Genomic DNA, 25,848 nt, shown 5'->3' with positions numbered 1-25,848 from the left:
CTCACCCCAGACGCTACGCCCGGGGCGGCCTGGTGGCCAGACGATGACATGACCGTGACAGCCGCTGCCTAGGGTCGCGGTCATGGAACGACGGGGGAACAGACTCAGGTTCGCGGCGGTGTCGGTACTGGTCGTGCTGGCACTCACCGGCTTCTCCACGGGCCGGGGGCACGGCAGCGGCGGCGACGGGCGCGGGGGCGGCGGGTGCAGCAGCTCCGGCCAGGACCACGACGGCTCGTCATCGACGTCCGGCGGCTCCTCGACGTCCGGGGGCTCCTCGACGTCCGGGGGCTCCTCGGGCTCGGGGTCGCACGACGACGATGACGACGCCTCCTCGGGCGGCTCGGGCGGCTCGGGCGGGGCGACCGCCCCGGCCGGGGACGTCGCCGACGTCGCACTGGTGGAGTGCGCGACGAAGGACGCCCCGCAGGCGAGACTCGACATCAGCAACTACAACGACCAGGACGGCACCTTCGTCGTCGAGATCACGTTCACGGACGCGGCCGGCGGCACCGTCGAGGAGCGGCGCATGGAGGTCGAGGTGGCCGCGCGCAGTGTGACGACCGTGCACGTGAACCTCTCCGCGACCGACGCGGCCGAGGTGGAGCACTGCGAGGCGCCCCCGGTGGCACCGTCGGTGTGAACAGGTCCTAACGGACCCTGGGTTCCGTGGCCGGGCGCCCGGCGAACAGTCGCGTCTGGTCCTCCGTGGGCAGGTTGCCCAGCGCGATGAGGTGCGGCGCCTGCGCGAATCCCGTCGCCCGTGCCGTCTCCTTCGCCGCCCACAGGGCCCGTACCGTGCCCTGGACGCCGGCGGGCGGATACCCGGCGACGACGGCCGCGCAGGCGGTGGCGGCGGCCACCGCGCCTCCCGGCTCCGTGAGTTCGGAGACCAGCCCGATCTCGTGGGCCCGCCGGGCCGAGATCCGCTCGGCGGTGCCCATCAGCATCATCCGGGCGACCTCGCCGTACGGCATCCGCTGGGCCATCAGCACCGACTCGTACGCGCTGACCATGCCGTACGTGGTGTGCGGGTCGAAGAACACGGCCCCGGCGCCGGCCACCACGAACTCGCTCTCCCCGAGCAGATAGAAGGCGCCCCCGCAGGCCATCCCCTCCACGGCGGCGACGACCGGCTTCCACAGGTCGTTCGCCTTCGGCCCGACGGTGAGCAGCGGATCGTCCTGCATGTACGGGGAGCCGGGCTGCGGGACCACGGCGTCCCGGTCGAGACCGGTGCTGAACGCCCGGCCGCCCGCCCCGGTGAGCACGACCGCCCGTACGGTGTCGTCGAACCGCAACGCCCGCCAGACGTCCCGGAGTCCGGCGGCCATGGCGAGGTCGATGGCGTTGAGCCGGGCGGGCCGGTCGAGGGTGACGACGGCGACGCCGGTGTCCTTGTCGGTGTCGAGACGTACGCTCACGGCCGTTCCAGGACCCAGCTCGGCAGCCCCTGGTCGTCGAAGACGGCGTGGACGCGGGCGCCGATCCTGATCCGGTCCGGGGGGAACGAGCCGAGCGGCGCACCGGCCTCGGTCACCAGGTTCCCGACCAGCCGTATCCGGGGCGCGTCGGCGAGTTCGACGATGATCACGTTGTACGGGGCCTGCGCCGCGTAGTCGGGGAGCAGGGGCGGGTGCGGGACGACGTAGGACCAGACCCGGCCCCGTCCCGACGTCGGCCGCCACTCGCTCGCGAAGGACTGGCAGTGCGGGCAGCAGGGGCGGGGCGGGAAGCGGGGCTCGGCGCAGTCGGAGCAGGTCTGGACGCGGAGTTCGCCCAGGGCGGCGTACTGCCAGAAGGGGCCGCCGTCGGGGTCGGTGACAGGGGTCAGCACGGGTCAGCTCCTCAGCAGCAGGGCGGAGGTGGGGACGCCTTCGCCGGCGGTGACGAGGCAGGTGGCGGCGTCCGGGACCTGGGCGGTGCTGGTGCCGCGCAGCTGCTTGACGCCTTCGTTGATCAGGTTGAAGCCGTGGACGTAGGCCTCGCTGAGCCCGCCCCCGCCGGTGTTGAGGGGCAGCCGGCCGCCGATCTCCAGGGCGCCGCCCTCGGTGAAGGCGCCGCCCTCGCCCCGGCCGCAGAAGCCGTAGCCCTCCAGGGAGAGCGGGACCAGGGGCGTGAACGCGTCGTAGATCTGGGCGACATCGACGTCCGAGGGGGTGAGGTCGGCGTGCTTCCACAGATGCCGGGCGGCCGCCCAGGCGGGTCCGGTGAGGGGGTCGTCGTTCCAGTAGTTGACCATGCCGTGGTGCTGGGCGGGCAGCGCCTGGGCGGCGGAGTGGACGTACACGGGGCGCCGGCGGCAGTCGCGGGCGCGTTCGCGGGAGACGACCACGCAGGCCAGCGCGCCGTCCGTCTCCAGACAGTTGTCGTAGAGGCAGAGCGGCTCGCTGATCCACCGGGAGGTCATGTACATCTCGCGGGTGAGCGGGCGTTCGTACATGATCGCGGCCGGGTTCTGGTTGGCCCGGTTGCGGCAGGCGAGGGCGACGTTGAAGAGGTGGTCGCGGGTGGCGCCGTACTCGTGCATGTAGCGGCGGGCGAGCATGGCTATCTCGTCGGCGGGCCGGAGCAGGCCGAAGGGGCGGGTCCACTGGGCCGGGGTGGGCAGTTGGACGGCCGTACTGGTCCACGGGCGGGGTCCGCTGCCGCGCTTGCGCGACCGCCATGCCACCCCCACCGTCGCCTGCCCGGCGGCGATCGCGGTGGCCAGGTGGGCCACGGTCGCGCAGGAACCGCCGCCCCCGAAGCCGACCTTGCTGAAGAAGGTGAGGTCGCCGAAGCCGACGGCCTTGGCCAGCTCCACCTCGTCGGTCTCCTCCATCGTGTAGGAGGCGAGCGCGTCGACCTCGCCGGGGGCGATCCCGGCGTCGTCGAGGGCGGCGAGGACGGCCCGGCAGGCGAGCGTCCGCTCGTCCTCGGGAAGCCTCTTGGCGAAGGGCGTCTGGCCGATGCCGACGATCGCGGTGGCGTCCTTGATCCCTGGTCCTCCGGTCACCGTGCGCACACCTCCGCAGACGGACGAGCGAGCTGACAGGCCGTCAGGCTACAGCTAATCTGACGGGTAGTCAGCTACCCGTTCTCCGCAGGCTGGGAGGTGTGCTGTGGGCACAACGGTGGAGTGGGAGAGCATCCCGGGTCTGGTCCGCTGGGCGGCCGAACGGTACGCGGACACCGAGGCGGTGGTGGAGGGCCGCACGAGGATCTCGTACGCCGACCTCGGCGCCCGCGTCGAACGCGCGGCGGCCGCGTGCCTCGCGAACGGGGTCGGGCCGGGCGACCGGGTGGGGATCTGGGCGCCGAACTCCCTGGACTGGATGGTCGCGGCGCTGGGCGCGGTCTCGGCGGGGGCGGTGCTGGTGCCGCTCAACACCCGCTTCAAGGGGACGGAGGCGGCGGACGTGCTGCGCCGCAGCGGGGCCGGGCTGCTCTTCGTGACCGGCACCTTCCTCGGCACCTCGTACGTGGCCTCGCTGCGGCGGGCGGCGGGGGAGGGCGTACCGGGCGGCCCCGGTCCGCTGCCCGGGCTGCCGGCGCTGGAGCAGGTGGTCGTCCTCTCGGACGACGCCCCCGCGGACTTCCGCACCTGGAAGGACTTCCTGGCGAGCGGGGAGGGCGTGAGCGGGGCGCGGGTGCGGGCGCGGGCGGACGCGGTCCGCGCGCACTGGCCGTCCGACATCGTCTTCACCTCCGGCACGACGGGCCGTCCCAAGGGCGCGGTGATCACCCACGCGCAGACGCTGCGGGGCTATGAGATCTGGAGCGATCTGGCGGGCCTGGAGCGCGGGGACCGCTATCTGATCGTCAACCCCTTCTTCCACACCTTCGGCTACAAGGCCGGCGTGATCGCCTGTCTGATGCGGGGCGCGACGATGATCCCGCAGCCGGTGTTCAACGTGGACACGGTCCTGGCGAACCTGGCGGCGGAACGGGTGTCCGTGCTGCCCGGCCCGCCCACCCTGCACCAGTCCCTCCTGGACCACGCCTCGCGGGACGCCCACGACCTGTCGGCGCTGCGGCTGGTGGTGACCGGCGCGGCGGTCGTCCCGCTGCGGCTCGTCGAGCGGCTGCGGGGCGAACTGGGCGTGGGCACGGTCCTCACGGCGTACGGCCTCTCGGAGGCGAGCGGGATCGTCACGATGTGCCGTCGCGGCGACGACCCCACGGTGATCGCGGCCACCTCGGGCCGCGCGATCCCCGGCGTCGAGGTGCGGGTGGAGGCGCCCCCGGGGCGGCCCGGTGAGGTGCTGGTGCGCGGCTTCAACGTGATGAGCGGCTACTACGAGGACGAGGCGGCCACGGCCGAGGTCCTCACGGCGGAAGGCTGGCTGCGTACCGGGGACGTCGGGGTGCTGGACGGCGCGGGCAACCTGCGGATCACCGACCGGATCAAGGACATGTACATCGTCGGCGGCTTCAACGCGTACCCGGCGGAGATAGAGCAGCTGCTCGGACTGCACCCCGATGTCACGGACGTCGCCGTGGTCGGCGTCCCGGACGCCCGGCTCGGCGAGGTGGGCAAGGCGTACGTGGTGCGGCGCCGGGGTTCGGTGCTCACCGGGGACGACCTGATCGCCTGGGCGCGGCGCGAGATGGCGAACTACAAGGTGCCGCGGGCGGTGGAGTTCCTGGGCGAGCTGCCGAGGAACGCGAGCGGGAAGGTGGTGAAGGGGGAGCTTCGCGAGAAAGGCTTTGCATGATCATGCGTTCTCATGCATACTCTTCCTATGTCCAAGGTCCTCACCTCCCTTCCCACGGGGGAACGCGTCGGTATCGCCTTCTCCGGCGGCCTCGACACCTCGGTCGCGGTCGCGTGGATGCGCGACAAGGGCGCCATCCCGTGCACGTACACCGCCGACATCGGCCAGTACGACGAGCCCGACATCGCCTCCGTGCCCGGTCGCGCGAAGACCTACGGTGCCGAGATCGCGCGCCTGGTCGACTGCCGCGCTGCCCTGGTCGAGGAGGGCCTGGCCGCGCTCACCTGCGGCGCGTTCCACATCCGCTCGGGCGGGCGGGCGTACTTCAACACCACGCCGCTCGGCCGCGCCGTCACCGGCACGCTGCTGGTGCGGGCGATGCTCGAGGACGACGTCCAGATCTGGGGCGACGGCTCGACCTTCAAGGGCAACGACATCGAGCGGTTCTACCGCTACGGTCTGCTCGCCAACCCGCACCTGCGGATCTACAAGCCCTGGCTGGACGCGGACTTCGTGACCGAGCTGGGCGGCCGCAAGGAGATGTCGGAGTGGCTGCTCGCCCATGAGCTGCCCTACCGGGACAGCACGGAGAAGGCGTACTCCACCGACGCCAACATCTGGGGCGCCACCCACGAGGCGAAGACGCTGGAGCACCTCGACACGGGCGTCGAGACCGTCGAGCCGATCATGGGCGTGCGGTTCTGGGACCCGTCGGTCGAGATCGCCGCCGAGGACGTGACCATCGGCTTCGAGCAGGGCCGCCCGGTGACGATCAACGGCAAGGAGTTCTCCTCCCCGGTCGACCTGGTCATGGAGGCCAACGCCATCGGCGGCCGGCACGGCCTGGGCATGTCGGACCAGATCGAGAACCGGATCATCGAGGCCAAGAGCCGCGGCATCTACGAGGCGCCCGGCATGGCCCTGCTGCACGCGGCGTACGAGCGCCTCGTGAACGCGATCCACAACGAGGACACCCTCGCCCAGTACCACAACGAGGGCCGGCGCCTGGGCCGTCTGATGTACGAGGGCCGCTGGCTGGACCCGCAGGCGCTGATGATCCGCGAGTCCCTCCAGCGCTGGGTCGGCGCCGCCATCACCGGCGAGGTCACCCTGCGGCTGCGGCGCGGCGAGGACTACTCGATCCTCGACACCACAGGCCCGGCGTTCAGCTACCACCCGGACAAGCTGTCGATGGAGCGCACCGAGGACTCCGCGTTCGGCCCGCTGGACCGGATCGGCCAGCTCACCATGCGCAACCTCGACATCGCCGACTCGCGCGCCAAGCTGGAGCAGTACGCCGGCCTGGGCCTGATCGGCACCGGCAGCCCCGCGATCGGCGCGGCCCAGGCGGCCGCGACCGGCCTCATCGGCACCATGCCGGAGATGCCGGAGGGCGGCGCCGAGGCGATCGCCTCCCGCGGCGAGGTCGACGAGGACGACGCCCTCCTGGACCGCGCGGCCATGGAATTCGGCACGGACTGACCCCACGAATGCCGAAGGCCGCCCCGACGCACAGTGCGTCGGGGCGGCCTTTCCGTATGCCCCGGCCGCGGCGGCTCCCCCTCCGAACCGCCGTGACCGGCCCCCGCCGGGGTGACGACTACTTGCCGTCCAGGCCCAGGACGGGCGGGGCGGGCATGTAGTGGTCCTTCGCCGTGATGTCGTCCTTGCCCGGCGACCTCGGCATGTAGTGGTCGAGCGGGGTGATGGTGTCGTCCTTGGGCTGCTGCGCGTCGGTGGTCTCGGCGTCGGCGGTGTCCGTCGCGGGGACGGGCTCCACCTGCGGCTTCTCGTCGCTCATGGCCTGACTCCTCTGATGTGGTGCTGATGAGTGAGGAACGCCCGTCCAGAGGCTCCCCCGTGGGCTGCTGGACGGGCGTTCGGAGCCGCACCATAACCGGTCGGGCTCCTGGTCAGACCGTCTGCCCCCCGACGCGACGGTGTGACGCGTACGAGCATGCCGGGCGCGCATAAACGAACGCTGAACGCCTCTCACCGGCCCTACGGGCAGGAGGACTTCGGGCTGTCGGCGAGCAGTTCGCGCACCTCGTCGGCTTCGGGTGCGCCGTGCTCCTCGTAGAGGTGCAGCGCCTCCTTCCAGCACGCCCCGGCCCGGTCGGCCTGGCCCAGCCGGGAGAGCGCCCGCCCGAGCAGGGTGAGGACGTTCCCGCGCATCCGGTCACCGCCGATGCACCCCATGGCGAGCGCCTGTTCCGCGTGCTGGGCCGCCTGGGCCGGGCGCCGGGCGGACAGATGCGCGTGGGCGACCCGGAAGTGGGTGGTGCCCACCCAGAGCCGCTGCCGGTGCTCGGCGAAGATCGTCAGGGCCTCGGAGAACTGGGCGAGCGCCTCCGTGTCCCGGCCGGCCGCGGTCAGCGCGACCCCCAGGGCGTAGTAGGCGTTGGCCAGCCGCACCGTGCTGCCGACCTCGATGTGCACGGCGAGCCCCTGCTGGGCGAACTCGACGGCCTCCGCCATGTTGCCCAGCCCCATGTAGGCGCGCGAGAGGTTGCACAGGGCCGCGGCCTCGCACAGCCCGTTGTCGGTGGCCCGGAACCCTTCGATGGCCTGGTCGAAGAACGCCTTGCCGTCGGCGTACTGGCGCTGGTGGAGGGCAGCCAGCCCCCGGTCCTGAGCCGCCCAGCTCGCCGCGGTGGGGTCCCCGGCGGCGGTGGCACGCTCCATCGCGAGCCGTGACTCGTGCGCGGCCCGCTGGATCCGACCGGAGACGAGCAGCACACTGGTCAGGGCGTTGTGCGCGCGCCCCTCGGCGCGTGGGTCCCCGGCCGCCTGCGTGGCCTCGCACATCGCCACCGCCGTCGCCTCGTACTGGTGCGAGTTCGCCCCCGACTCCGCCAGGTCCCCGGACGCCCACAGCAGGTCGACCGCCCGCCGCAGCCGTGCGGTGCCCGCCGCCTGCCGGACGCAGGCCAGCAGCGCCGCCGCCTCGCTGTACAGCCAGTCCAGGGCCGCCGACCCGTCGGTGAAGGTCAGCCCGGGATACTCGGTGGCCTCCAGATGGTCCACCAGCCGGTCCCCCGGCCGTTCGATCGCGTACACCCCCGCCGCCGTCGCCAGATAGAAGTCCAGCAGGCGGGAGAGTGCCGCCGCCCGTTCCGCCGGGGGCCACTCGTCGCGTTCCGCGCAGGCGCGGGCGTAGAGGCGGACCAGGTCGTGGAAGCGGTAGCGGCCGGGGGCCGCGGACTCCAGGAGGGAGGTGTCGACGAGGGACTCCAGGATGTCCTCGGTGTCCTCCGGGGTGCGGTCCAGGACCGCCGCGGCCGCCGTGAGCGAGATGTCCGGGCCGTCCGCCAGCCCCAGCAGCCGGAACGCCCGCGCCTGGGCCGGCTCCAGCTGTCCGTAGCCCAGCTCGAACGTGGCCTTCACCGCGAGGTCCCCGGCCTGGAGCTCGTCCAGCCGACGCCGCTCGTCCGCGAGCTTGGCCGCCAGCACGGAGACGGTCCAGGTCCGCCGGGCCGCGAGCCGCGAGGCGGCGATACGGATGGCCAGCGGCAGGAAACCGCAGGCCGCCACCACGTCCAGCGCCGCCTCCCGCTCGGAGACGACCCGTTCCTCGCCGACGATCCGGATGAAGAGCGCGAGCGCCTCGTCCGGGGACATCACGTCCAGGTCGACGAGATGGGCGCCCGCCAGGTCCACCATCCGCACCCGTGAGGTGACCAGCGCCGCGCAGCCCTCCGTGCCCGGCAGCAGCGGCCGTACCTGGGCCGCGTCCTTCGCGTTGTCCAGCAGCACCAGGACCCGCCGCCCGTCCAGCACCGAGCGGTACAGGGCCGCCCGGTCCTCCAGGGAGTCCGGGATCGCCGAGTCCGCCGTGCCCAGCGCCCGCAGGAAGGAGCCCAGCACGGTCTCCGGATCGGCCGCCCGCGCCCCGGCGCCCTGGAGGTCGACGTACAACTGCCCGTCGGGGAAGGCCGGGCGGGCGCGGTGCGCCACGTGCACGGCCAGGGTCGTCTTCCCGACGCCGCCGATCCCGGCCAGCGCCGAGACCGCCATCACCCGGCCGCCCCCGGCGCCGCCCCCGCCCTCGGAGGCCCCGGCGAGCACCTCGCTCAGCTCCTTCACGGACGACGTACGGCCCGTGAAGTCGGGGACGTTCGCCGGGAGCTGCGCGGGCCGGACCGGGACCACCGCCGGTTCCGCCGCCGGTGCGGACGGCTCGGCCAGCTCCGGGTCGGCCTGGAGGATCCGGCGCTGCAACTCCTTGAGCCCCGGCCGCGGATCCACCCCCAACTCCTCCGCCAGCAGGCGCCGGGTGTCGGCGTACACCGCGAGGGCCTCCGCCTGCCGGCCGGACCGGTACAGCGCCAGCATCAGCAGCTCACGGAAGCGCTCGCGCAGCGGGTACGCGGCCGTGAGCGCCGTCAGCTCGGAGACGGCCTCGGCGTGGCAGCCCTGCTCCAGGTCCAGGTCCAGCCGGGACTCCAGCAGCCCCAGCCGCCACTCCTCCAGCCGGACCCGCTGCGCCTCCGCGTACGGGCCCGGCACACCGGCCAGCGCCTCGCCGTCCCACAGGCCGAGCGCGCGGTTCAGCACCTCCCGGGCCAGCGTCAGATCGCCGGCGCCCTTCGCCTTCTCCGCCTCCGCGGCCCACTCCTGGGCCATCGTCAGGTCCAGGGCGCCCTCGCCCAGGCCCCGCACGGCGTACCCGCCGGACTCGCTCACCAGCATGCCCCGGCCCAGTACCTTCCGCAGCCGCGAGGCGTACGTCCGCACCGCCGCCAGCGCCTGCGACGGGGGCTCCTCGCCCCACAGCGCGTCGATCAGCTCGGCCGCCGTCGCCGTGCGGCCCTCGCGCAGCAACAGGGCCGCCAGCAGCGCGCGTTGCTGGGGGGAGCCGGTGGCCAGCCGCTCCTCGCCGCGCTGGGCGCGCACCGGCCCGAGCACGTCGAAGCGGAGCGCCGCCGGCTCCCCGGAGGGGCCGGGACGCCACTGCTCCGGCACGCGCGGGCCGCCGTGTCCTACACGGTCGTCCATCAGGCTCCCCTTTAAGCATCTGCACTACTAGGTCAGTTTGCCCTGTCCATGCCGGAACCGTCAGCTTCCCCGGGTACCGGACGCGGGCGGAACGCGCGCGGTTCACGTGAGGTGCACGGGAGGCGCACGAGAGTCCACAGACCCCTCACAAGCGGCGGGCGCACATCATCGCGGAGACGATCGGGTCCGGGCTCCGCACGCTAGCTGACGATCCGTCAGATCAGCGCTACCGTGCCCCCATGGAGACCACAGCGACGACCCCGACGCCCCTCCCTCCGATCATCTCCGTCGACGACCACACCGTCGAACCCCCGACCGTCTGGCAGGACCGGCTGCCGAAGAAGTACCTCGACACCGGCCCCCGGATCGTCCGTGCCCCGCTGAAGGAGATGACGTTCCTCGGCGGCCGGTTCAAGCCCGTCATGGGCCGGCCCGGCGACGCCGGTCCGCTCGGCGACTGGTGGGTCTACGAGGACCTCCACCGCCCCCTCACCCGCCTCGACACCGCCGTCGGCTTCAGCCGCGACGAGATCAAGCTGGAGGTCATCACCTACGAGCAGATGCGGCCGGGCTCGTACGACGTGCCGTCCCGGCTCGCCGACATGGACGTCAACCATGTCCAGTCAGCCGTCTGCTTCCCCACCTTCCCGCGCTTCTGCGGCCAGACCTTCACCGAGGCCGCCGACCACGAGCTGGGCCTTCTCTGCGTGCGCGCCTACAACGACTGGATGGTGGAGGAGTGGTGCGGCCCCCAGGCGCAGGGCCGGCTGATCCCGCTCACCCTGATCCCCCTGTGGGACGCCGAGCTGGCGGCGCGGGAGGTCCGGCGCAACGCCGCGCGCGGGGTCCGGGCGGTCGCCTTCTCCGAGATACCCCCGCACCTCGGCCTGCCCTCCGTCCACACCGACTACTGGGACCCCTTCCTCGCCGCCTGCGACGAGACCGGCACGGTCGTCGCCATGCACATCGGCTCCAGCAGCCGGATGCCCTCCACGTCCGAGGACGCCCCGCCGGCCGTCGGCTCCACCATCACCTTCGCCAACTGCTGCTTCTCCATGGTCGACTGGCTGATGAGCGGCAAGTTCGAGCGGTTCCCCGACCTGAAGGTGATGTACGCGGAGGGCCAGATCGGCTGGATCCCCTACATCCTGGAGCGCGCCGACGTCGTCTGGGAGGAGAACCGCGGCTGGGGCGGCGTCGCCGACAAGGTCCACCGGCCCCCGTCCGAGACCTTCGCCGGCCATGTCTACGGCTGCTTCTTCGACGACGCCTTCGGGCTGCGGAACCTGGACTCGATCGGCGTCGGCAACGTCCTCTACGAGACCGACTACCCGCACTCCGACTCCACCTGGCCGAAGTCCCGCGAGGTCGGCGAGGCCCAGATGGGCCACCTGGACCCGGCGGTCGTCGAACGGATCGTCCGCGGCAACGCGATCGACCTGCTGGGGCTGACCCCGGACGGCCTGTGGAGCCCGCGGTGAGCCTCGCCCACGGCATCCAGCTCCCGATCCAGTCCCAGTCCACGCTCTACGCCGAGCCCTGGGAGGCCGCCGCCGGGCCCGGTGATCTCGTCGCGATCGCGCGGGCCGCCGACCGGGCCGGCTTCGCCTACGTCGCCGCCTGCGACCATGTGGCGATCCCGCGCCGGCTCGCGGACGCGATGAGCACGGTCTGGTACGACCCCGTGGCCACCCTCGCCCATCTCGCGGCCGTGACCGAGCGCGTCCAGCTGCTCGCGCACGTCGCGGTGGTCGGTCTGCGCCACCCCCTCGTCACCGCCAAGCAGTACGCCACCCTCGACCACCTGAGCGGCGGCCGGCTGATCCTCGGGGTGGGCGCCGGGCACGTACGGGAGGAGTTCGAGGCGCTCGGCGTCGACTTCGAGCAGCGGGGCGCGGTCCTCGACGAGACGATCGACGCGCTGCGGGCCGCCCTCGGGCCGGAGGAGTTCCCGGCCCACCACGGGAAGCGGTTCGACTTCGAGGGGCTCGGGCAGCGGCCCCGGCCGGCCCGGCCCAGGGTCCCCCTGTGGGTCGGCGGATCCTCGCCCGCGGCCGTCCGCCGGGCCGCGCTCAAGGGCGACGGCTGGCTGCCCCAGGGCGATCCGAGGGACCGGCTGCCCGCCCAGATCGAGCGGATCCGGCGGCTGCGCGAGGGCGCGGGGATCGCGGAACCGCTCACCATCGGTGCCATCACCGAGCCGCTCTATGTCGGCACGCCCGCCTGGGACGTCGGCCGCCGTACGCTCACCGGTCCGCCGGAGGCTCTCGCCGAGTCGCTGCGCGCCTACGCGGCCATGGGCGTGGACCAGATCCAGGTGCGGTTCCGGTGCCGGGACCGGGCCGAACTCACCGACCAGATCGGTGCGTTCGGAGCCGAGGTGGGTCCGCTGCTGGGTCCGGCGCCCGTATGACAGGCGCCCGTATGACAGGGCCCGTATGACAGGCGCCCGTATGACAGCGCTCTCCTTGAATCTTTGAACATGTCCACGCCGGGCCGCGTATGTACGAACGTACGGACGTGATGGTTCCGGCGGAAGGACCCGTGACATGCGCTCCTCCCAGCACCTCTCCGTCGCCCTCGCCTGCGCGGAGGGCGACTGGCCGCACGAGGACTGGCCGGCCCCCGACGATCCGTACGTGGGCCGGACGGTGCGGATGACCCCGCCGTACCGGGAGCTGGGGGAGGGGACGGCGGACGTCGACGCCGTCGTGCTGCGCTGCCAGGACCCGGTGGTGTCCCTGCCGCCGCTGCTGGCGGCGCTGGCGGTGCTGGGGGAGGCGCCGGGGGAGGCGAGCCTCCCGGTGATCGTGGTCAGTCCGCGCGGGGACACCGAGGCCGTGCTGGAGGTGTTCCAGGGAGGGGCGGGCTATCTGGTCGAGGACGACTACTGCGCCCACATGCTGTCCTCGGCGGTCATGGCGTCCACCGTCGGGCACACCTATCTCTCGCCGTCCGCCTGCGCGGCCCTGCGCGAGGGCGCCCGCCGGATGTCCGCGGCGGACGCCACGATGCAACGCCTGCGCGCACTGCTCTCGCCCCGTGAACGCGAGGTCATGGAGCTGCTGTCGACCGGCCTCGGCGCCCAGGAGATCGGGCTGAGATTACGGCTCAGCGAGAAGACCGTCCGCAACAACCTCAGCAACATCTACGCCAAGCTCGACGCGAGGGGCAGCACGGACGCGGTGCTGCGGTGGCTGGGAGCCACACCAGCCACGCCCGTGCTTCGCACCTGAAAAGGGTCAGGGTGCCGGAATCTCGGTGAGCGGGATCTCGGCGTCGGTGACGTTGGCGCCGCCTTCACCGAATCCGGGTTCGGCCCGGAGGCTGTTCCCCGAGTTCAGGATTCCATTGGCCTCGGGCGTCCCGCATTTCACGTTGCGCAGCCACAGCCGGCCGTCGGGCGTTCCGTTCTTCAGAAGCTGCGGATAGAAGACGTGGACGCTCGTGCCGCCCTCGCTCGGCGCGAAGAACACCTTCTGGCCGTCCTGCGCCTCCTTGTAGGTGGCCCGCAGGAATCCGCTCACGTCGGTGCGTTTGGCGGACCACATGAAGAAGCCGATGCTGTCCGGCTGGACGGTGTCGGAGCGGCTGAACGCCAGTCCGGTCGTCTTGTCGTCACGCGTGATGTTGATTTCCGAGGTGTTGAACTTCAGGCCGATCTCGAAGAACGAGTTGCCGAGTTTGGTGCCGGCGTCGGCGGTGAACCCGTCCTCCAGCTGAATCGTCCTGGTGACGGACGTGCTCACGCTGAAGGTGTTCGTCGCCGCCGTCGTCGATCCGCAGTTCTGGGTCACGGGCGAGACGCGCTGATTGGGCCCGAGACTGTTCGCCTTGAACTGGACGTCGACGAACTCGCAGTTCTCCAACGTGTCCGAGTCGGCGGCACAGTCGGCGGTCACCTCGGAGGGGGTGGCGGCGCCGGCCGAGTTCATCAGCGGAACGGCCACGGCGAGCGCCGCGAACGGGGCCAGGGCGAGGGTGACGCGCTTCTTCCGGCTGCGGTGGCTTCTCGGACGGTCGGCGCGGGTCATGAAGGTCTCCTGTGGGGGTACGGGCTGGGGGTACGGGCTGGGGGTACGGGCTGGGGGTATGGGCTGGGGGGAGGGGTGAGATCGGCGGTCAGCAGTCCTCGAGGACCGCCTCGGAGGTGCCGTCCACGACACCGGGCGCGCCCGCCGCGCCCGGCAGGATCACGGGCCCCTCGACGACGTCAGGCGCCACGAAGTTCTGCTCGGGGGAGGGGTTCACGGCGAAGCTGCCGGGGTCGGCGTCGATGCGGACCCGCCACTCTCCGGTCATGCGCTGCATCTTCGGCGTGAACTCCATGTGGAGCACCTTGCCGACCGGCACCTCCCGCTGTTCCGTGGCGCCGGCCGTGGCCGACTTCACGGTCATGTCGAGGGTGCCCTTGTGCTTGAGCCAGGAGCCGCTGAGGAATCCGAAGAGGCCTCCGCCGCCGCCCTGCTGGGTCACCGTGTACTTGCCCTGGCCCTGGGCCGCCGTGGCCGACCAGGTGATCGAGACCTTCGACGGTGCGGCGGCGTTCGGCTCGCAGTTCGGGAAGTCGATGGACGCCTTCTCGGTGGGGCCGTCGAACGTCTCGAACTTCGTCTCGACGAAATCGCAGTTGTCGGACTCGAAACCGTCGGCGAAAGCGCCTCCGAAATCCTCCACCGACTGCTGCTTGCCGTTGAGCACCGCGGACCTCTGGCACATCCTCATGATCTGATCCGGCGTCTTGTCGTCGGCCGCGTTGGCCGAGGGAAGCAGGGCGATGATGCCCCCGCCGGTCGCCAGCGCCGCGCCGATCGCCACGAAACGGACCTTCCTGTTCTTCAGTCTCCGCCTGGCCATTCCGGCCTCCGCTCTTGGTGGTGTCTTTGCCTGGCCGTGAAGAATTATTGGGGTCGCGTACAGGTCGCGGACAGAGTCAAATGTCCCTACTTCCGGGTCACTTGATGTGTGCTTGTGCAATCCGCCATCGGGCCGCACGGCATCCGCACGGCAACCGAACCGGCATCTGACGCTGTGTCAGTTACGGCGCTACGATGCGGGGATCCACCGCTGTGAAGGGGGTCCGCATGGGCAAGCTCGACGGACGGGTCGTCCTCGTCACCGGCGCCGCGCGCGGCCAGGGGGAGCAGGAGGCGCGGCTGTTCCGGGCGGAGGGCGCCGAGGTCGTCGTCGCCGACGTCCTGGACGACCGGGGTGCCGCCCTCGCCGAGGAGATCGGCGCGCTCTACGTCCACCTCGACGTCGGCCGCGAGGAGCAGTGGGCCGCCGCCGTACGCTCCGCCAAGCAGGCGTACGGCCGGCTCGACGGGCTCGTCAACAACGCCGGCATCCTGCGCTTCAACGCCCTCGTCGACACTCCGCTCGACGAGTTCATGCAGGTCGTCCAGGTCAACCAGGTCGGCTGCTTCCTGGGGATCAGGACCGTCGCGCCGGAGCTGGCCGACGGCGGCACGATCGTCAACACCGCCTCCTACACCGGGCTCACCGGGATGGCGGCCGTCGGCGCGTACGCGGCCAGCAAGCACGCCGTGCTGGGACTCACCCGGGTCGCCGCGCTGGAGCTGGCGCCCCGCCGGATCCGGGTCAACGCGGTGTGCCCCGGCGCCATCGACACCGCGATGTCCAACCCGGCGCTGCTGGACCCGGACGCCGACCCGGAGGAGACGAGCCGGGCCCTGGACACGCTCTACCGCAAGCTCGTGCCGCTCGGCCGGATCGGCAGGCCCGAGGAGGTGGCCCGGCTCGCGCTCTTCCTCACCTCGGAGGACTCCTCGTACATCACCGGGCAGCCGTTCGTGATCGACGGGGGCTGGCTCGCGGGAGTCTCCGTCATCTGACCCATCGTCAGCTCTTGACCATCCAGGGGCCCGGTGCCAGAGTCGGCGGCATCCGCTGAATCTGACGGACCGTCAGTAAGTCGTTCAGGTCGAACCGTCAGTACACGTGATCCAGGACTGGGGACGGTGAACCGCCTTGGAATTCGGGCTCTTTGTACAGGGATACGTGGGCAAGCGTGCCGAGACCGATCCGCTCGCCGAGCACAAGGCGCTGATGGAGGAGACCGAGTACGTCATCCAGGCGGACCGGTCGGGCTTCAAGTACGCCTGGGCCTCCGAGCACCACTTTCTGGAGGAGTACTCCCACCTTTCCGCCAACGACGTGTTCCTGGGCTACCTTGCGCACGCGACGGAGCGCATCCATCTCGGCTCGGGCATCTTCAACCCGCTGGCCCAGGTCAACCACCCGGTGAAGGTGGCCGAGAAGGTCGCCATGCTCGACCACCTCAGCGGCAACCGCTTTGAGTTCGGCAGCGGACGCGGCGCCGGCTCCCACGAGATCCTCGGGTTCCTCCCCGGCATCACCGACATGAACTACACGAAGGAGATCTGGGAGGAGACGATCGCCGAGTTCCCCAAGATGTGGACGCAGGACGAGTACGTCGGCTTCCAGGGCAAGCACTGGCAGCTCCCGCCGCGCAAGATCCTGCCGAAGCCGTACGGGAAGTCCCACCCGGCGATGTGGTACGCGGCCGGGTCGCCGCCGTCGTACGCGATGGCCGCGCGCAAGGGGCTCGGGGTGCTGGGCTTCAGCATCCAGAAGGTCGCCGACATGGAGTGGGTCCTCGAGCAGTACAAGACGGCGATCGTGAACGCCGAGCCGATCGGGGACTTCGTCAACGACAACGTGATGGTGACGACCACGGCGATCTGCGCGCCCACGCACGACGAGGCGATCCGGATCGCCGTCGAGGGCGGGCTGCACTATCTGCCGTCGCTGGTCTTCCGGTACCACGACACCTTCCCGCGGCCCGAGGGCTTCCCCGTGTGGCCGGAGACGCTGCCCGAGTACACCGCGGAGTTCGTCGAACTCCTGGTGGAGGAGGAGCTGCTGATCTGCGGGGATCCGGACGAGGTGCTGCGGCAGTGCAAGCGGTGGGAGCAGGCGGGCGCGGACCAGTTGTCGTTCGGGCTGCCGGTGGGGGTGCCGAAGGAGGAGACGTTGCAGACGATCCGGCTGATCGGGGAGCACGTGATTCCGAAGATCGACACGGATCCCGTTCATCGGACGTCGCGGTTCCGGGCTGCCGCGTAAGCGCCGTCGGCGGGTGCGGGTCCGGTTGTGGCTGGTCGCGCAGTTCCCCGCGCCCCTAGGTACCGCACGCATCTCTAGGAGTGACCCCCATGCTCGATCACGTCATCAAGGGCGCGACCGTCGTCGACGGGACCGGTGCGCCTGCCCACACCGCCGACGTCGGCATCCTGGACGGTCGTATCGCCGTGATCGGGGCGGTCACCGAGGAGTCCCGTACCAGCGAGGACGCCGCCGGGCTCGTCCTCGCCCCCGGGTTCGTCGACCCGCACACCCACTACGACGCGCAGCTGTTCTGGGACCCGTACGCCACCCCGTCCCTGAACCACGGGGTGACGACCGTCGCGGCCGGGAACTGCGGGTTCACGCTCGCGCCGCTGAACCCGGCTCGGCCCGAGGACGCCGACTACACCCGCCGCATGATGTCCAAGGTGGAGGGCATGTCCCTGGTCGCCCTGGAGGAGGGGGCGCCCTGGGGCTGGCACGGGTTCGGCGAGTACCTGGACGCGCTCGACGGGCGGATCGCCGTCAACGCGGGCTTCATGGTGGGGCACTGCGCGCTGCGGCGGTACGTGATGGGTCCGGACGCGGTCGGCGGGCAGCCCAGCGAGGAGCAGCTCGCCGAGATCGTCCGGCTGCTGCACGAGGCGATGGACGCCGGCGCCTGGGGGTTCTCCACCACCCAGTCGTCCACCCACTCCGACGGCGACGGGCAGCCGGTGGCCTCCCGGCACGCCCGGCCCGAGGAGCTGATCGCCCTGTCCCGGGCCGTCGGGGAGCACGAGGGCACCCAGATCGAGGCGATCGTCGCGGGCTGCCTGGACCAGTTCAGCGACGCCGAGATCGATCTGTTCGTGGAGATGAGCGCGGTCGCCGGGCGTCCCCTCAACTGGAACGTCCTCACCGTCGACGCGGCCGTCCCGGAGCGGGTGCCACGGCAGCTGGTGGCGAGCGAGCGGGCGCGCAAGGCGGGCGGCCGGGTCGTGGCGCTGACCATGCCGATCCTCACGCCGATGAACATGTCCCTGGGCACGTTCTGCGCGCTGAACCTGATCCCGGGCTGGGGCGAGATCCTCGGCCTGCCCGTCCCCGAGCGCATCGAGCGCCTGGGCGACCCGGCCGTCCGGGCCGAGATGCTCCGCCGCGCGGACTCGAAGGAGGCCGGCGTCTTCCGGCGGCTCACCAACTTCGGGCGTTACGTCATCGGCGACACCTACAGCGCCGCCAACGAGGGCCTCACCGGGCGGGTCGTCCGGGACATCGCCGCCGAACGCGGCCTGGACCCCTTCGCCTGCCTGGTCGAGATCTGCGCCCACGACGACCTCCGTACGGTGCTGTGGCCCATGCCGACCGACAACGATCCCGCGTCCTGGGCGCTGCGCGCGGAGACCTGGCAGCACGAGGACGTCCTGCTCGGCGGCTCCGACGCCGGTGCGCACCTGGACCGCATGTGCGGAGCCCCGTACACCACCCGGTTCCTCGGGGACTGTCTGCGCGGGCGGAGGCTGGTCGGTCTCGAGCAGGCGGTGAAGATGCTGACCGACGATCCGGCGCGGCTCTTCGGGCTGCGGGAGCGGGGCCGGATCCAGGAGGGCTTCCATGCCGACCTCGTCCTGTTCGACCCGGAGCGGATCGACGCGGACAAGGCCACCCTGGTGCACGACCTGCCGGGTGACAGTCCGCGGCTGGACTCCCGGGCGATCGGGGTGCGCGCGGTCTGGGTCAACGGGGTGGCGGCGATCCGGGACGACGTGGTGACCGGCGCGGTGCCGGGGCGCGTCCTGCGCTCGGGGCGGGACACCAGGACGGTGAGCACCAGGTGAGTTCCCCAGGGGGTGACGGGCAGCGGCTGTTCGTCGCGGGCACGTGGACCGAGCCGGACGGCGGGTACTACGAGGTCACCGACCCGGCGACGGAGGAGACCGTCGGACGGGCGCCGGAGGCCTCGCCTGACCAGGTGCGCGAGGCCTGTGCCGCGGCCCGCGAGGCCTTCGGGCCGTGGTCGCGCACGGCGCCGGAGGAGCGGGCGGCGGTGCTCGGCCGGGCCGCGGACATCATCCGCGGCCACCTGGAGCCGTACGCCTCGCTGGCGCGGGCGGAGACCGGGGCGACGACGGGCACCGCGCGCGGGATGCAGGTCGGGGTGGGCGCGGCCCGTTTCCGGCGCTACGCGCGCGTGGAGCCGGCCGAGTGGGCGATCCCGCCGCAGATCAACGAGGCCGGGCCGATGGGGAGGGCCGGTGTGATGGGCGCGCTGGCCGTCCGCCAGCCCGTCGGGGTCGTCACCTGCGTCACCTCGTACAACAACCCCTGGGCGAACCCGGCCGGGAAGATCGCCCCGGCCCTCGCCATGGGCAACACGGTGGTCGTGAAGCCCGCGCCGCAGGATCCGCTCTCCGTCTACCGGATGGCGGAGGCCCTGGAGGCGGCGGGGGTGCCGCGCGGGGTGGTGAACGTCGTCTCCGGGCGGGCCGTGGAGGTCGGCGAGGCCGCCGTGGACTCGCCGGACGTGGACATGGTGAGCTTCACCGGCTCGACGGCGGTCGGGCAGCGCATCGCCGAGGTGTGCGGGCGGGGTATGAAACGCCAGCTGATGGAGCTGGGCGGGAAGGGGGCGGCGGTCGTCTTCGACGACGCGGACCTGGCGTCGGCGGTGGCGGGCATCGGCACCACCTTCTCCTTCTACAGCGGCCAGATCTGCACCGCGCCGACCCGGGTGCTGGCGCAGCGCGGGGTGTACGAGCGGCTCGTCGACCAACTCGCCGCCTACGCCCGCCGGTTGAAGGTGGGCGACCCGCGCGAGCGGGACACGGTCGTCGGCCCGGTCATCTCCGCCGCGCACCGGGACCGGGTGGAGGCGTACGTCGAACTCGGCCGCAAGGAGGGGGCGGTGGTCGTCGCGGGCGGCGAACGCCCGCCCCTGGAGCGGGGGTTCTACGTCGCCCCCACCCTTCTCGCCGACTGCACCAACGACATGCGGGTCGCCCGGGAGGAGATCTTCGGCCCGGTCGTGACGGTCGTCCCCTTCGACGACGAGGACGAGGGCGTCGCCCTCGCCAACGACAGCGACTACGGCCTCATCGACTACGTCTGGTCCGGCGACGTCGCCCGCGCCTTCCGCACCGCCCGCCGCCTGCGCGCCGGCGGCGTCGGCATCAACACCGTCGCCCGCAACATGGAGGCCCCGTTCGGCGGCTTCAAGAAGAGCGGCGTCGGCCGCGACGTCGGCTCCTACGCCCTGCACGCGTACAGCGAGGTACAGGCGATCGTGTGGCCGGGGTGAGAGCCGTCCTCCCGGTCACGTCCCGCTGTCGTCCAGATCCACCCGTATCGTCAGCAGGTTCGTGCCCAGGGCCCGGACGCCCGTGCTGTTGAGGCGGGGCAGGGTGCGCAGGCGGGCGACCGGGTCGTCGTCGGGGAGCGGGTGGGCCGTGCCCGGATACCAGCGGCCGCGCAGGCGGACCCGCACCCGGGGGTCGGCCAGGATGTTGCGGACGTACTGGGACCGCTCGCCGAACTCCGAGACCAGCCAGAAGGAGTCGCCGACCCGGCGGCCGCCCAGCGGGGTGCGCCGGGGCAGGCCCGAGACGCGGCCGGTGGTCTCCAGGACCGTGTGGAACGGCAGGCGGCGCAGGAGCGGGTTGGCGACGTACCGCTGGAAGGCGGTGGTCGCGCGGAAACGGAGGTCGGTGGGCGGCCTGGACATCGTCCGTGGGTCTCCTTCGCACGCGGCACTGTTGCTTCAGTGACTCCACCCACGCGTACACGCGCGGGCTTCCTGTGTCGGTGGCTAGGCCACGTCGCAGAGGGCCAGCCCGGCCCTGTTGAGGACGTTCGTCGCGCCGACGTGGTCCGCGTTGGCCGCGAACCCGCACGCCGTGCACTGGAACCTCGCTTGGGTGGCGCGGTTCTCCTTCGCGGTGTGCCCGCAGGCGGGGCAGGTGCGGGAGGTGTTGCGGGGGTCCACGGCGATGACGGTCCGACCGGCGCATTCAGCCTTGTTGGTGAGGATCGCGAGGAACACCCCCCAACCCGCGTCGAGGATACTGCGGTTGAGCCCGGTCTTGGCGGCGGCGCCGTTCGGCAGGAAGCTGCCGGGCTGCTCGGGGTCGGGTCTGGCCTTGGGGGTGCGGGTCATGCCCGCCGTGTTCAGCCGCTCGTGCGCGATCACGTCGTGGTCCCGCACGAGGGCGTGCGCGGTCTTGTGCGCGTGGTCTAGGCGCTGGCGGCGGATCTTCGCGTACGACTTCGCCACGCGGCGGGCGGCGGCCTGGTGCTTCTTGGTGCGCCGCCTGGTGCGCTTGGGGAAGGTGGCGAGGTGCCGTTGTGCTTCGGCGAGTTCGTCGGCCCCCGCTTCGAGGAAGCGGGGGTTGGCGATGTGCGCGCCGTCGGAGGTGGTCAGGAAGTGGGTGACACCCATGTCGATGCCGACCATCGCCCCGGTGGGCGGAAGCGGCTTGGCGGGGACATCGTCGCAGGCGAGGACGACGTACCAGCGGTGTCCCTCACGCTTGACCGAGATCGTCTTGACGTGACCCTGGACGGCCCGGTGCTGGTACACACGGATGTGCCCGACGCCCTGGAGACGGACGCGGGTGACGGGGTTGTGGGGGGTGGAGTCCCAGCGGCAGCCGTCGCCGTCCTTGGGGAAGATCACGGTGTCGAAGCGGCCGGTGCCCTTGAAGCGGGGGTAGCCCGGCGTCTGCCCGGCCTTGACGCGGCGGAAGAACGCGGCGAATGCTTTGTCGAGGCGGCGCAGGGTGGCTTGCTGCGAGGAGAACGACCAGCGGCCCTGACGCTCGGGATCGAATGCGCGGATCTCTTTGAGCTGCGCGGACTGGCCCCCGTACGTGATGCTCGTCTTCGAGGCGTGCCGGTAGGCGCCTCGGCGCTCCTGAAGGGCGCCGTTGTACAGCGAGCAGTGGTCCCGCAGCATTTCGCCTAGCGCAACCGTCTGACGGGCTGTGGGACGCAGGAGGAACTTGTACGCGAGGATCACGAGTCGTCCCCCTTCTTCCGAGGGCGTTCCCACTGGGTACTGATGTACTTCTTGACCGTTGCCGCCGACACGGCACCGACCGATGCTGCGAAGTACGACGACGACCACAGCGTGGGCATCCGCGACTTCAGGTGCGGGAACTCCTCACGCAGGACGCGGGAGGTGAAGCCCTTGAACTGGTTGGCCACGTACGAGGCCGACGACTTCGGGTCGTGCTTCACGAAGAGGTGGACGTGGTCGGGCATCACCTCAAGGGTGATGATCTCCCAGTCGCGCTCCTCCGCCTTCTGTCGGATCAGTTCGTCCAGGCGTTCCGCGACCTGGCCGTCGAGGACCGGACGGCGGTACTTCGGGCACCACACCACGTGGAGCCCGAGGTCGTGCACGCCGCCGGAGAACTGGCGAGCCTTCCTGGTCACGGTCACGCGATCACTATACACATGCCGCAGGTCTAGTGCGGCGGAAAGGTGGGCCCAGGTGGACAGTGCAGACCCGCGCATCCGATTGAGGTCGGAGCAGGACTCAGAGGCCATTTCCCACCCCGCCGAAGCGGGGCGTCCCCTGGCTAGGACCTGATGGTCCCCGACGACGCTGTCGGCCGTCGGTGCGACGAGAGCGGGTGCTGGGCGTGCGAGTGGTGACCTGGAACCTGTGGTGGCGCTTCGGCCCGTGGGAGGCCCGGCAGAAGGCGATCCTGACGGTCCTGCGCGAGCTGCGGCCCGACGTGGTCGGCCTCCAGGAGGTGTGGGCGGCCGGCGGTGAGAACCTCGCCGGCTGGCTCGCCGACGAACTCGGCCTGCACTGGGCCTGGGCCCCCTCCCCGGCCCCCGAACGCTGGCGCCGACGGATCCCGGACTCCGCCGAGGGTCCCGTCGACATCGGCAACGCCGTCCTCAGCCGCTGGCCGGTGACCGGGCAGGAGACCCTGCTGCTGCCCGCCCCCGACCACCTCGCCGACGGCCGCCTCGCCCTCCACGCCCGGCTGGCCACCCCGGCGTACGACGTGCCGTTCTTCACCACCCACCTCACCTCCGCGCTCGGCGCCTCGGCCGTCCGCCGCGAACAGGTCACCGCGCTCGCGGAGTTCGTGGCCCGCCACCGCGGCGACACCCCGTTCCCGGCCGTCGTCACCGGCGACTTCAACGCCCGGCCGGACTCCGACGAGATCCGGCTGTTCGGCGGCTACAAGACCACGTCGGCCGTACCCGGCCAGGTCCTCTACGACGCCTGGGAGTACGCCGACCCGGCCGCCCCCTCCGCCACCTGGAGCCCCGAAAACCCTTACGCGGCCCGCCTCCTGGAGCCCGCCGTCCGTATCGACTACATCCACGTCGGCCCGCCCGGCCCGGTCGGCGAGGGCCATGTGCGCTCGGTACGGCGGGCGGGACACGGCCCCGTGGACGGGGTCTGGCCGTCGGACCACGCGGCGGTGGTGGCGGACCTGGCGACGCCGTGAGCCACCTCGCCGAGCGTCCCCGAGACGTGTGCGAGGTGTGTGCGAGGTGTGTGATCCGGCCATGTGCGGCCGCCGTTGGCGTGTTAGCCTCCCCGCGGTCGTGATCGACGACAGGTACGGGGGAAAGTCGATGGCCTCTTCAAGCGGTTACCAGATCAAGAAGTCCGGCATGACCGGCCAGGCCAAGGAACTCGCCGGCGCAGGCGACGACATGGGCAAGGTCCGCACTGCCGTCGCGGCCTCGACGTGCTACGCCTCGGACACCCTCGGCGGCACCGACGCCGCCACGGCCGTCAACGCGTTCATCGCCGCCTGGGAGGCGGAGGCCCGCACCCTGGAGTCGGCGCTGCACGAACTCGCCGGCAAGGTCCACCTCGCGAAGGGCGCCTACACCGGCAGCGACGGTCTGGTGGAGACCGGCGTGAACAGCATCGCCGTGAGCGAGAGCCAGGTGAGCACCATGCCGGCGTACGCCGAGCGCCCCTCCGTCCTGTCGAGCTACTGAGCGCCGACCGAGGCCGAGGACAGAGCGAGACACGAGGACGGGGCGGAACAAGGCGATGACGGGAACTCTGCGACCCGTGGACTCCCCGGCGGGCCGGCGTGCCTGGCTGGCCGGACTGCGCGAGAAGATCCCCGGGGCCGGCAGCAAGAACGACCTGCTGGACATGATCGACAGCGCGCTCTCCGTGGACGCGCCGAAGGGCGAGCCGGGGACGCTGGAGTCGCTGAGCAAGCGGTACCGCGACCAGATCGACGAGGTCGGCGCGGTGTACGACCGGGTGGAGCGAGTGGCCCGCAAGGGGCTGCCCGAGGTGTGGGTCGGCGACACCAGCGTGCTCGCCTCCGAGGTGGTGTCCGCCGCCAACCGCGCCGTGCTCCAGATGGGCGAGGCGTTCGGGGGCGGCGCCCTGGTGCTGCTCACGCTGGCCGACTCGCTCGCCGGCGCGCAGAAGCAGGACGCCGACGGCCGCGCGAGGCTGGGGCAGGCCAAGAGCACCCTCGGCGGCCGGGACGGCTTCTTCGACGACTGGCACGAGGACGACGAGGAGGAGGCCGCGCGGCTCACCGCCCGCACCATCGCCTCCGACGGCGTCGAGCTGATGCACAAGGCCGCCGTCACCGCCGAGGACGCCGTCCGCGCCGCGGTCCGCGATCTGAACAAGTGGGCGGCCGAGGCACGCGCCGGGAAGATGGACACCAGCGAGCTGACCGCAGTCGACAAGCTGATGCTCGCCGACACCGGCGCCGCGAACACCCCCACCGAGCTGAACGAGATCCTCAGCGCCAACGAGTTGGCACGTGCCGGACAGCGCATGGACCAGCTGAACAACGCCGACGAGGCGGCCATGGAACGCATGCTGGCGCAGGCGGGCAGCCCCGAGGAGCGGGCCTACCTGATGAAGTCGCTGGCCGCCGGCCACAGCGTCAGGGAGATCGAGGAGTTCCAGGGCAAGATCGCGGGCAAGGACCCCGAGTGGCTGCGCCGGCACCTGACTCCGGTGGTCACCGCCGAGGACAGCATGAACGACGAGGGCCTCGCCCAGAACGGCTCCAACAACAACAAGGACCAGGTCCTCTTCCACAACCAGCTGTGGGTCCAGGGCGGCAACGGCGCCGAGGGCACCTGCGTGGCCTCCTCCACCGTCAACGCCCGCGCCATGCTCGACCCGATCTACGCCCTCGACCTCACCGGCGGCCCCAGCGGCCAGGAGGACGACCCCCAGGCCTTCAAACAGCGCCTGATCGCCGAACAGCACCGGCTGCACACCGAGGGCGAGGGCGGCGAGAACTGGACCGGCATGGGCCAGGAGGGCCAGGAACGCATCGCCGACTCCACCCTCGGCAGCGCCACCGGCGACGACTACAAGCGCCACGACCTCGAGAGCGCCGACGACCGCAGGGCCGTCCTGGACGACGTCGAGAAGGCGGTCGCCGAGGGCAAGCCGGTCCCGGTCGACGTCTCCGGCGACAAGGGCGCCCACGCGATGATGATCATCGGCCAGGACGGCGACAAGCTCCAGATCTACAACCCCTGGGGCACGACCACGTGGGTCAGCGAGGACGACTTCATCAACGGCAACATGGGCAAGGCTTCGAACAGTGAACTCAACAACGCGTACCAGGTCTATGTCCCGGAGTAGGGCGGTCGGTGCGCTGGGCGCGGCCGCGCTGCTGACCCTGGCGGCGGGGTGCGGATCGAGCGACGACGGGCCCACCAGCCACCCCACCGACGACACCACGATCACCGCGAGCGTGGGCGAACGCTTCACGCTCACGGTCGACGAGAACGCGTCGACGCGCTCGCACTGGTACCTGGTGGACCCCGAGCCGGACGGTGCGGTGGTACGGGCGACGGGCCGGGACACCGGATCGGAATCGGGTGACGAGGTGCTGCCGGGCGCGAGCACCGAACTCACCTTCACCTTCGAGGCGACCGGCAAGGGCGACACCGAGATCGTGCTGATGCACTGCACGTTCACCAGCACCTGCGACACGGGCGAGGGCACCCCGGCCCCCACGCCCACGGGCGCCGCCGCGCCCACCGAGCCGGAGCGGGTCACCTACAAGGTCACGGTCGCGTGAGG

The 25,848-nt window shown here is 71.7% G+C and carries 24 protein-coding genes; 14 read left to right on the top strand and 10 right to left on the bottom strand.

The window, feature by feature from the left end; genetic code table 11:
- Nucleotides 1-82 precede the first annotated feature (82 nt).
- On the top strand, nt 83-643 hold the full coding sequence (locus ACZ6D7_RS13720; RefSeq protein ID WP_469488968.1) for a hypothetical protein: 561 nt from the start codon (nt 83-85) through the stop codon (nt 641-643).
- A gap of 7 nt (nt 644-650) precedes the next feature.
- Here the strand turns inward: ACZ6D7_RS13720 and ACZ6D7_RS13715 are convergent, their stop codons facing one another.
- Genes ACZ6D7_RS13715 through ACZ6D7_RS13705 form a run of 3 tightly spaced genes read right to left on the bottom strand, consistent with a single transcriptional unit; the run spans nt 651 to nt 2,998 of the window.
- Nucleotides 651-1,424: an enoyl-CoA hydratase/isomerase family protein gene (locus ACZ6D7_RS13715; protein WP_469488965.1), complete on the bottom strand. Its 774-nt coding sequence runs from the start codon at nt 1,422-1,424 to the stop codon at nt 651-653.
- Entirely contained in the window at nt 1,421-1,837 is a 417-nt protein-coding gene (locus ACZ6D7_RS13710; protein WP_469488962.1) for a Zn-ribbon domain-containing OB-fold protein, read from the bottom strand. Before ACZ6D7_RS13710 ends, ACZ6D7_RS13715 begins: the two co-directional genes overlap by 4 nt.
- 3 nt (nt 1,838-1,840) lie before the next feature.
- Nucleotides 1,841-2,998, bottom strand: coding sequence for a lipid-transfer protein (locus ACZ6D7_RS13705; protein ID WP_469488957.1), 1,158 nt, complete (start codon nt 2,996-2,998; stop codon nt 1,841-1,843).
- 118 nt (nt 2,999-3,116) lie between these two features.
- Here ACZ6D7_RS13705 and ACZ6D7_RS13700 point away from each other — a divergent pair, with 118 nt between their 5' ends.
- Entirely contained in the window at nt 3,117-4,700 is a 1,584-nt protein-coding gene (locus ACZ6D7_RS13700; RefSeq protein ID WP_469489426.1) for a FadD3 family acyl-CoA ligase, read from the top strand.
- Nucleotides 4,701-4,727: 27 nt separating this feature from the next.
- Nucleotides 4,728-6,182, top strand: a complete 1,455-nt coding sequence (argG, locus tag ACZ6D7_RS13695) for an argininosuccinate synthase (protein ID WP_469488954.1) — start codon at nt 4,728-4,730, stop codon at nt 6,180-6,182.
- 118 nt (nt 6,183-6,300) lie between these two features.
- Here argG and ACZ6D7_RS13690 read toward each other — a convergent pair whose 3' ends face one another.
- Complete coding sequence (locus ACZ6D7_RS13690; protein ID WP_469488951.1) at nt 6,301-6,501, bottom strand: hypothetical protein; 201 nt, start codon at nt 6,499-6,501, stop codon at nt 6,301-6,303.
- Nucleotides 6,502-6,701: 200 nt separating this feature from the next.
- On the bottom strand, nt 6,702-9,698 hold the full coding sequence (gene afsR, locus ACZ6D7_RS13685) for an SARP-family global regulator AfsR (RefSeq protein ID WP_469488947.1): 2,997 nt from the start codon (nt 9,696-9,698) through the stop codon (nt 6,702-6,704).
- A gap of 239 nt (nt 9,699-9,937) precedes the next feature.
- On the opposite strand from afsR, the gene ACZ6D7_RS13680 reads away from it, so the two are divergent.
- The 3 genes from ACZ6D7_RS13680 (at nt 9,938) to ACZ6D7_RS13670 (ending at nt 12,934) form a co-directional block, all read left to right on the top strand.
- Nucleotides 9,938-11,179 (top strand): amidohydrolase family protein, encoded by a 1,242-nt coding sequence (locus ACZ6D7_RS13680; RefSeq protein ID WP_469488944.1) that lies wholly within the window; start codon nt 9,938-9,940, stop codon nt 11,177-11,179.
- Nucleotides 11,176-12,111 carry a TIGR03619 family F420-dependent LLM class oxidoreductase gene (locus ACZ6D7_RS13675; protein ID WP_469488941.1) on the top strand — a complete coding sequence of 312 codons (936 nt, stop codon included), beginning with the start codon at nt 11,176-11,178 and terminating at the stop codon, nt 12,109-12,111. Before ACZ6D7_RS13680 ends, ACZ6D7_RS13675 begins: the two co-directional genes overlap by 4 nt.
- Nucleotides 12,112-12,247: 136 nt before the next feature.
- Entirely contained in the window at nt 12,248-12,934 is a 687-nt protein-coding gene (locus ACZ6D7_RS13670) for a LuxR C-terminal-related transcriptional regulator (RefSeq protein ID WP_469488938.1), read from the top strand.
- A 6-nt stretch (nt 12,935-12,940) separates the two neighbouring features.
- On the opposite strand, the gene ACZ6D7_RS13665 is transcribed toward ACZ6D7_RS13670, so the two are convergent.
- Together ACZ6D7_RS13665 and ACZ6D7_RS13660 are read right to left on the bottom strand one after the other, a co-directional pair.
- Nucleotides 12,941-13,732: a hypothetical protein gene (locus ACZ6D7_RS13665; RefSeq protein WP_469488935.1), complete on the bottom strand. Its 792-nt coding sequence runs from the start codon at nt 13,730-13,732 to the stop codon at nt 12,941-12,943.
- Between the two features lie 88 nt (nt 13,733-13,820).
- Nucleotides 13,821-14,555 carry a hypothetical protein gene (locus tag ACZ6D7_RS13660; protein ID WP_469488932.1) on the bottom strand — a complete coding sequence of 245 codons (735 nt, stop codon included), beginning with the start codon at nt 14,553-14,555 and terminating at the stop codon, nt 13,821-13,823.
- Nucleotides 14,556-14,782: 227 nt separating this feature from the next.
- Here ACZ6D7_RS13660 and ACZ6D7_RS13655 point away from each other — a divergent pair, with 227 nt between their 5' ends.
- The 4 genes from ACZ6D7_RS13655 to ACZ6D7_RS13640 all read left to right on the top strand — a co-directional run bounded on the left by ACZ6D7_RS13655 (nt 14,783) and on the right by ACZ6D7_RS13640 (nt 20,088).
- On the top strand, nt 14,783-15,553 hold the full coding sequence (locus tag ACZ6D7_RS13655; RefSeq protein ID WP_469488929.1) for an SDR family NAD(P)-dependent oxidoreductase: 771 nt from the start codon (nt 14,783-14,785) through the stop codon (nt 15,551-15,553).
- A 136-nt stretch (nt 15,554-15,689) separates the two neighbouring features.
- The gene (locus ACZ6D7_RS13650) at nt 15,690-16,808 is read left to right on the top strand and encodes an LLM class flavin-dependent oxidoreductase (protein WP_469488925.1); all 1,119 of its coding nucleotides are present in this window, start codon (nt 15,690-15,692) and stop codon (nt 16,806-16,808) included.
- Between the two features lie 89 nt (nt 16,809-16,897).
- Nucleotides 16,898-18,628 (top strand): N-acyl-D-amino-acid deacylase family protein, encoded by a 1,731-nt coding sequence (locus tag ACZ6D7_RS13645; protein WP_469488921.1) that lies wholly within the window; start codon nt 16,898-16,900, stop codon nt 18,626-18,628.
- Entirely contained in the window at nt 18,625-20,088 is a 1,464-nt protein-coding gene (locus tag ACZ6D7_RS13640) for an aldehyde dehydrogenase family protein (RefSeq protein ID WP_469488918.1), read from the top strand. Before ACZ6D7_RS13645 ends, ACZ6D7_RS13640 begins: the two co-directional genes overlap by 4 nt.
- A 15-nt stretch (nt 20,089-20,103) precedes the next feature.
- On the opposite strand, the gene ACZ6D7_RS13635 is transcribed toward ACZ6D7_RS13640, so the two are convergent.
- The 3 genes from ACZ6D7_RS13635 to tnpA form a co-directional block, all read right to left on the bottom strand.
- Nucleotides 20,104-20,511 (bottom strand): nitroreductase/quinone reductase family protein, encoded by a 408-nt coding sequence (locus ACZ6D7_RS13635; protein WP_469488914.1) that lies wholly within the window; start codon nt 20,509-20,511, stop codon nt 20,104-20,106.
- Between the two features lie 84 nt (nt 20,512-20,595).
- Nucleotides 20,596-21,804 carry an RNA-guided endonuclease InsQ/TnpB family protein gene (locus ACZ6D7_RS13630; RefSeq protein WP_469488910.1) on the bottom strand — a complete coding sequence of 403 codons (1,209 nt, stop codon included), beginning with the start codon at nt 21,802-21,804 and terminating at the stop codon, nt 20,596-20,598.
- On the bottom strand, nt 21,801-22,223 hold the full coding sequence (gene tnpA / locus ACZ6D7_RS13625; protein ID WP_469489423.1) for an IS200/IS605 family transposase: 423 nt from the start codon (nt 22,221-22,223) through the stop codon (nt 21,801-21,803). The genes ACZ6D7_RS13630 and tnpA overlap by 4 nt, the downstream gene beginning before the upstream one ends.
- Before the next feature lie 209 nt (nt 22,224-22,432).
- On the opposite strand from tnpA, the gene ACZ6D7_RS13620 reads away from it, so the two are divergent.
- The 4 genes from ACZ6D7_RS13620 to ACZ6D7_RS13605 all read left to right on the top strand — a co-directional run bounded on the left by ACZ6D7_RS13620 (nt 22,433) and on the right by ACZ6D7_RS13605 (nt 25,846).
- Nucleotides 22,433-23,260, top strand: a complete 828-nt coding sequence (locus tag ACZ6D7_RS13620; protein WP_469488906.1) for an endonuclease/exonuclease/phosphatase family protein — start codon at nt 22,433-22,435, stop codon at nt 23,258-23,260.
- 130 nt (nt 23,261-23,390) lie between these two features.
- Nucleotides 23,391-23,765 (top strand): hypothetical protein, encoded by a 375-nt coding sequence (locus ACZ6D7_RS13615; protein ID WP_469488902.1) that lies wholly within the window; start codon nt 23,391-23,393, stop codon nt 23,763-23,765.
- A 55-nt stretch (nt 23,766-23,820) separates the two neighbouring features.
- Nucleotides 23,821-25,404: a cysteine peptidase family C39 domain-containing protein gene (locus ACZ6D7_RS13610; RefSeq protein ID WP_469488897.1), complete on the top strand. Its 1,584-nt coding sequence runs from the start codon at nt 23,821-23,823 to the stop codon at nt 25,402-25,404.
- Entirely contained in the window at nt 25,391-25,846 is a 456-nt protein-coding gene (locus ACZ6D7_RS13605; RefSeq protein WP_469488894.1) for a protease inhibitor I42 family protein, read from the top strand. The genes ACZ6D7_RS13610 and ACZ6D7_RS13605 overlap by 14 nt, the downstream gene beginning before the upstream one ends.
- The last annotated feature ends 2 nt before the right edge of the window (nt 25,847-25,848 follow it).

This window comes from Streptomyces sp. NPDC041784 (genome assembly GCF_055591025.1).
Note: the sequence above shows the minus strand (reverse complement) of the source record. Positions and strands in the feature narration are given on the sequence as shown.

Bases quoted from the DNA above. Each gene is read 5' to 3' on its own strand.
- ACZ6D7_RS13665 (WP_469488935.1), bottom strand. From the start codon at position 13,732: ATGACCCGCGCCGACCGTCCGAGAAGCCACCGCAGCCGGAAGAAGCGC.
- ACZ6D7_RS13645 (WP_469488921.1), top strand. From the start codon at position 16,898: ATGCTCGATCACGTCATCAAGGGCGCGACCGTCGTCGACGGGACCGGT.
- ACZ6D7_RS13610 (WP_469488897.1), top strand. From the start codon at position 23,821: ATGACGGGAACTCTGCGACCCGTGGACTCCCCGGCGGGCCGGCGTGCC.
- ACZ6D7_RS13680 (WP_469488944.1), top strand. From the start codon at position 9,938: ATGGAGACCACAGCGACGACCCCGACGCCCCTCCCTCCGATCATCTCC.
- ACZ6D7_RS13670 (WP_469488938.1), top strand. From the start codon at position 12,248: ATGCGCTCCTCCCAGCACCTCTCCGTCGCCCTCGCCTGCGCGGAGGGC.
- argG (WP_469488954.1), top strand. From the start codon at position 4,728: ATGTCCAAGGTCCTCACCTCCCTTCCCACGGGGGAACGCGTCGGTATC.
- ACZ6D7_RS13615 (WP_469488902.1), top strand. From the start codon at position 23,391: ATGGCCTCTTCAAGCGGTTACCAGATCAAGAAGTCCGGCATGACCGGC.
- ACZ6D7_RS13690 (WP_469488951.1), bottom strand. From the start codon at position 6,501: ATGAGCGACGAGAAGCCGCAGGTGGAGCCCGTCCCCGCGACGGACACC.
- ACZ6D7_RS13655 (WP_469488929.1), top strand. From the start codon at position 14,783: ATGGGCAAGCTCGACGGACGGGTCGTCCTCGTCACCGGCGCCGCGCGC.
- ACZ6D7_RS13720 (WP_469488968.1), top strand. From the start codon at position 83: ATGGAACGACGGGGGAACAGACTCAGGTTCGCGGCGGTGTCGGTACTG.
- ACZ6D7_RS13660 (WP_469488932.1), bottom strand. From the start codon at position 14,555: ATGGCCAGGCGGAGACTGAAGAACAGGAAGGTCCGTTTCGTGGCGATC.
- ACZ6D7_RS13635 (WP_469488914.1), bottom strand. From the start codon at position 20,511: ATGTCCAGGCCGCCCACCGACCTCCGTTTCCGCGCGACCACCGCCTTC.
- afsR (WP_469488947.1), bottom strand. From the start codon at position 9,698: ATGGACGACCGTGTAGGACACGGCGGCCCGCGCGTGCCGGAGCAGTGG.
- ACZ6D7_RS13605 (WP_469488894.1), top strand. From the start codon at position 25,391: ATGTCCCGGAGTAGGGCGGTCGGTGCGCTGGGCGCGGCCGCGCTGCTG.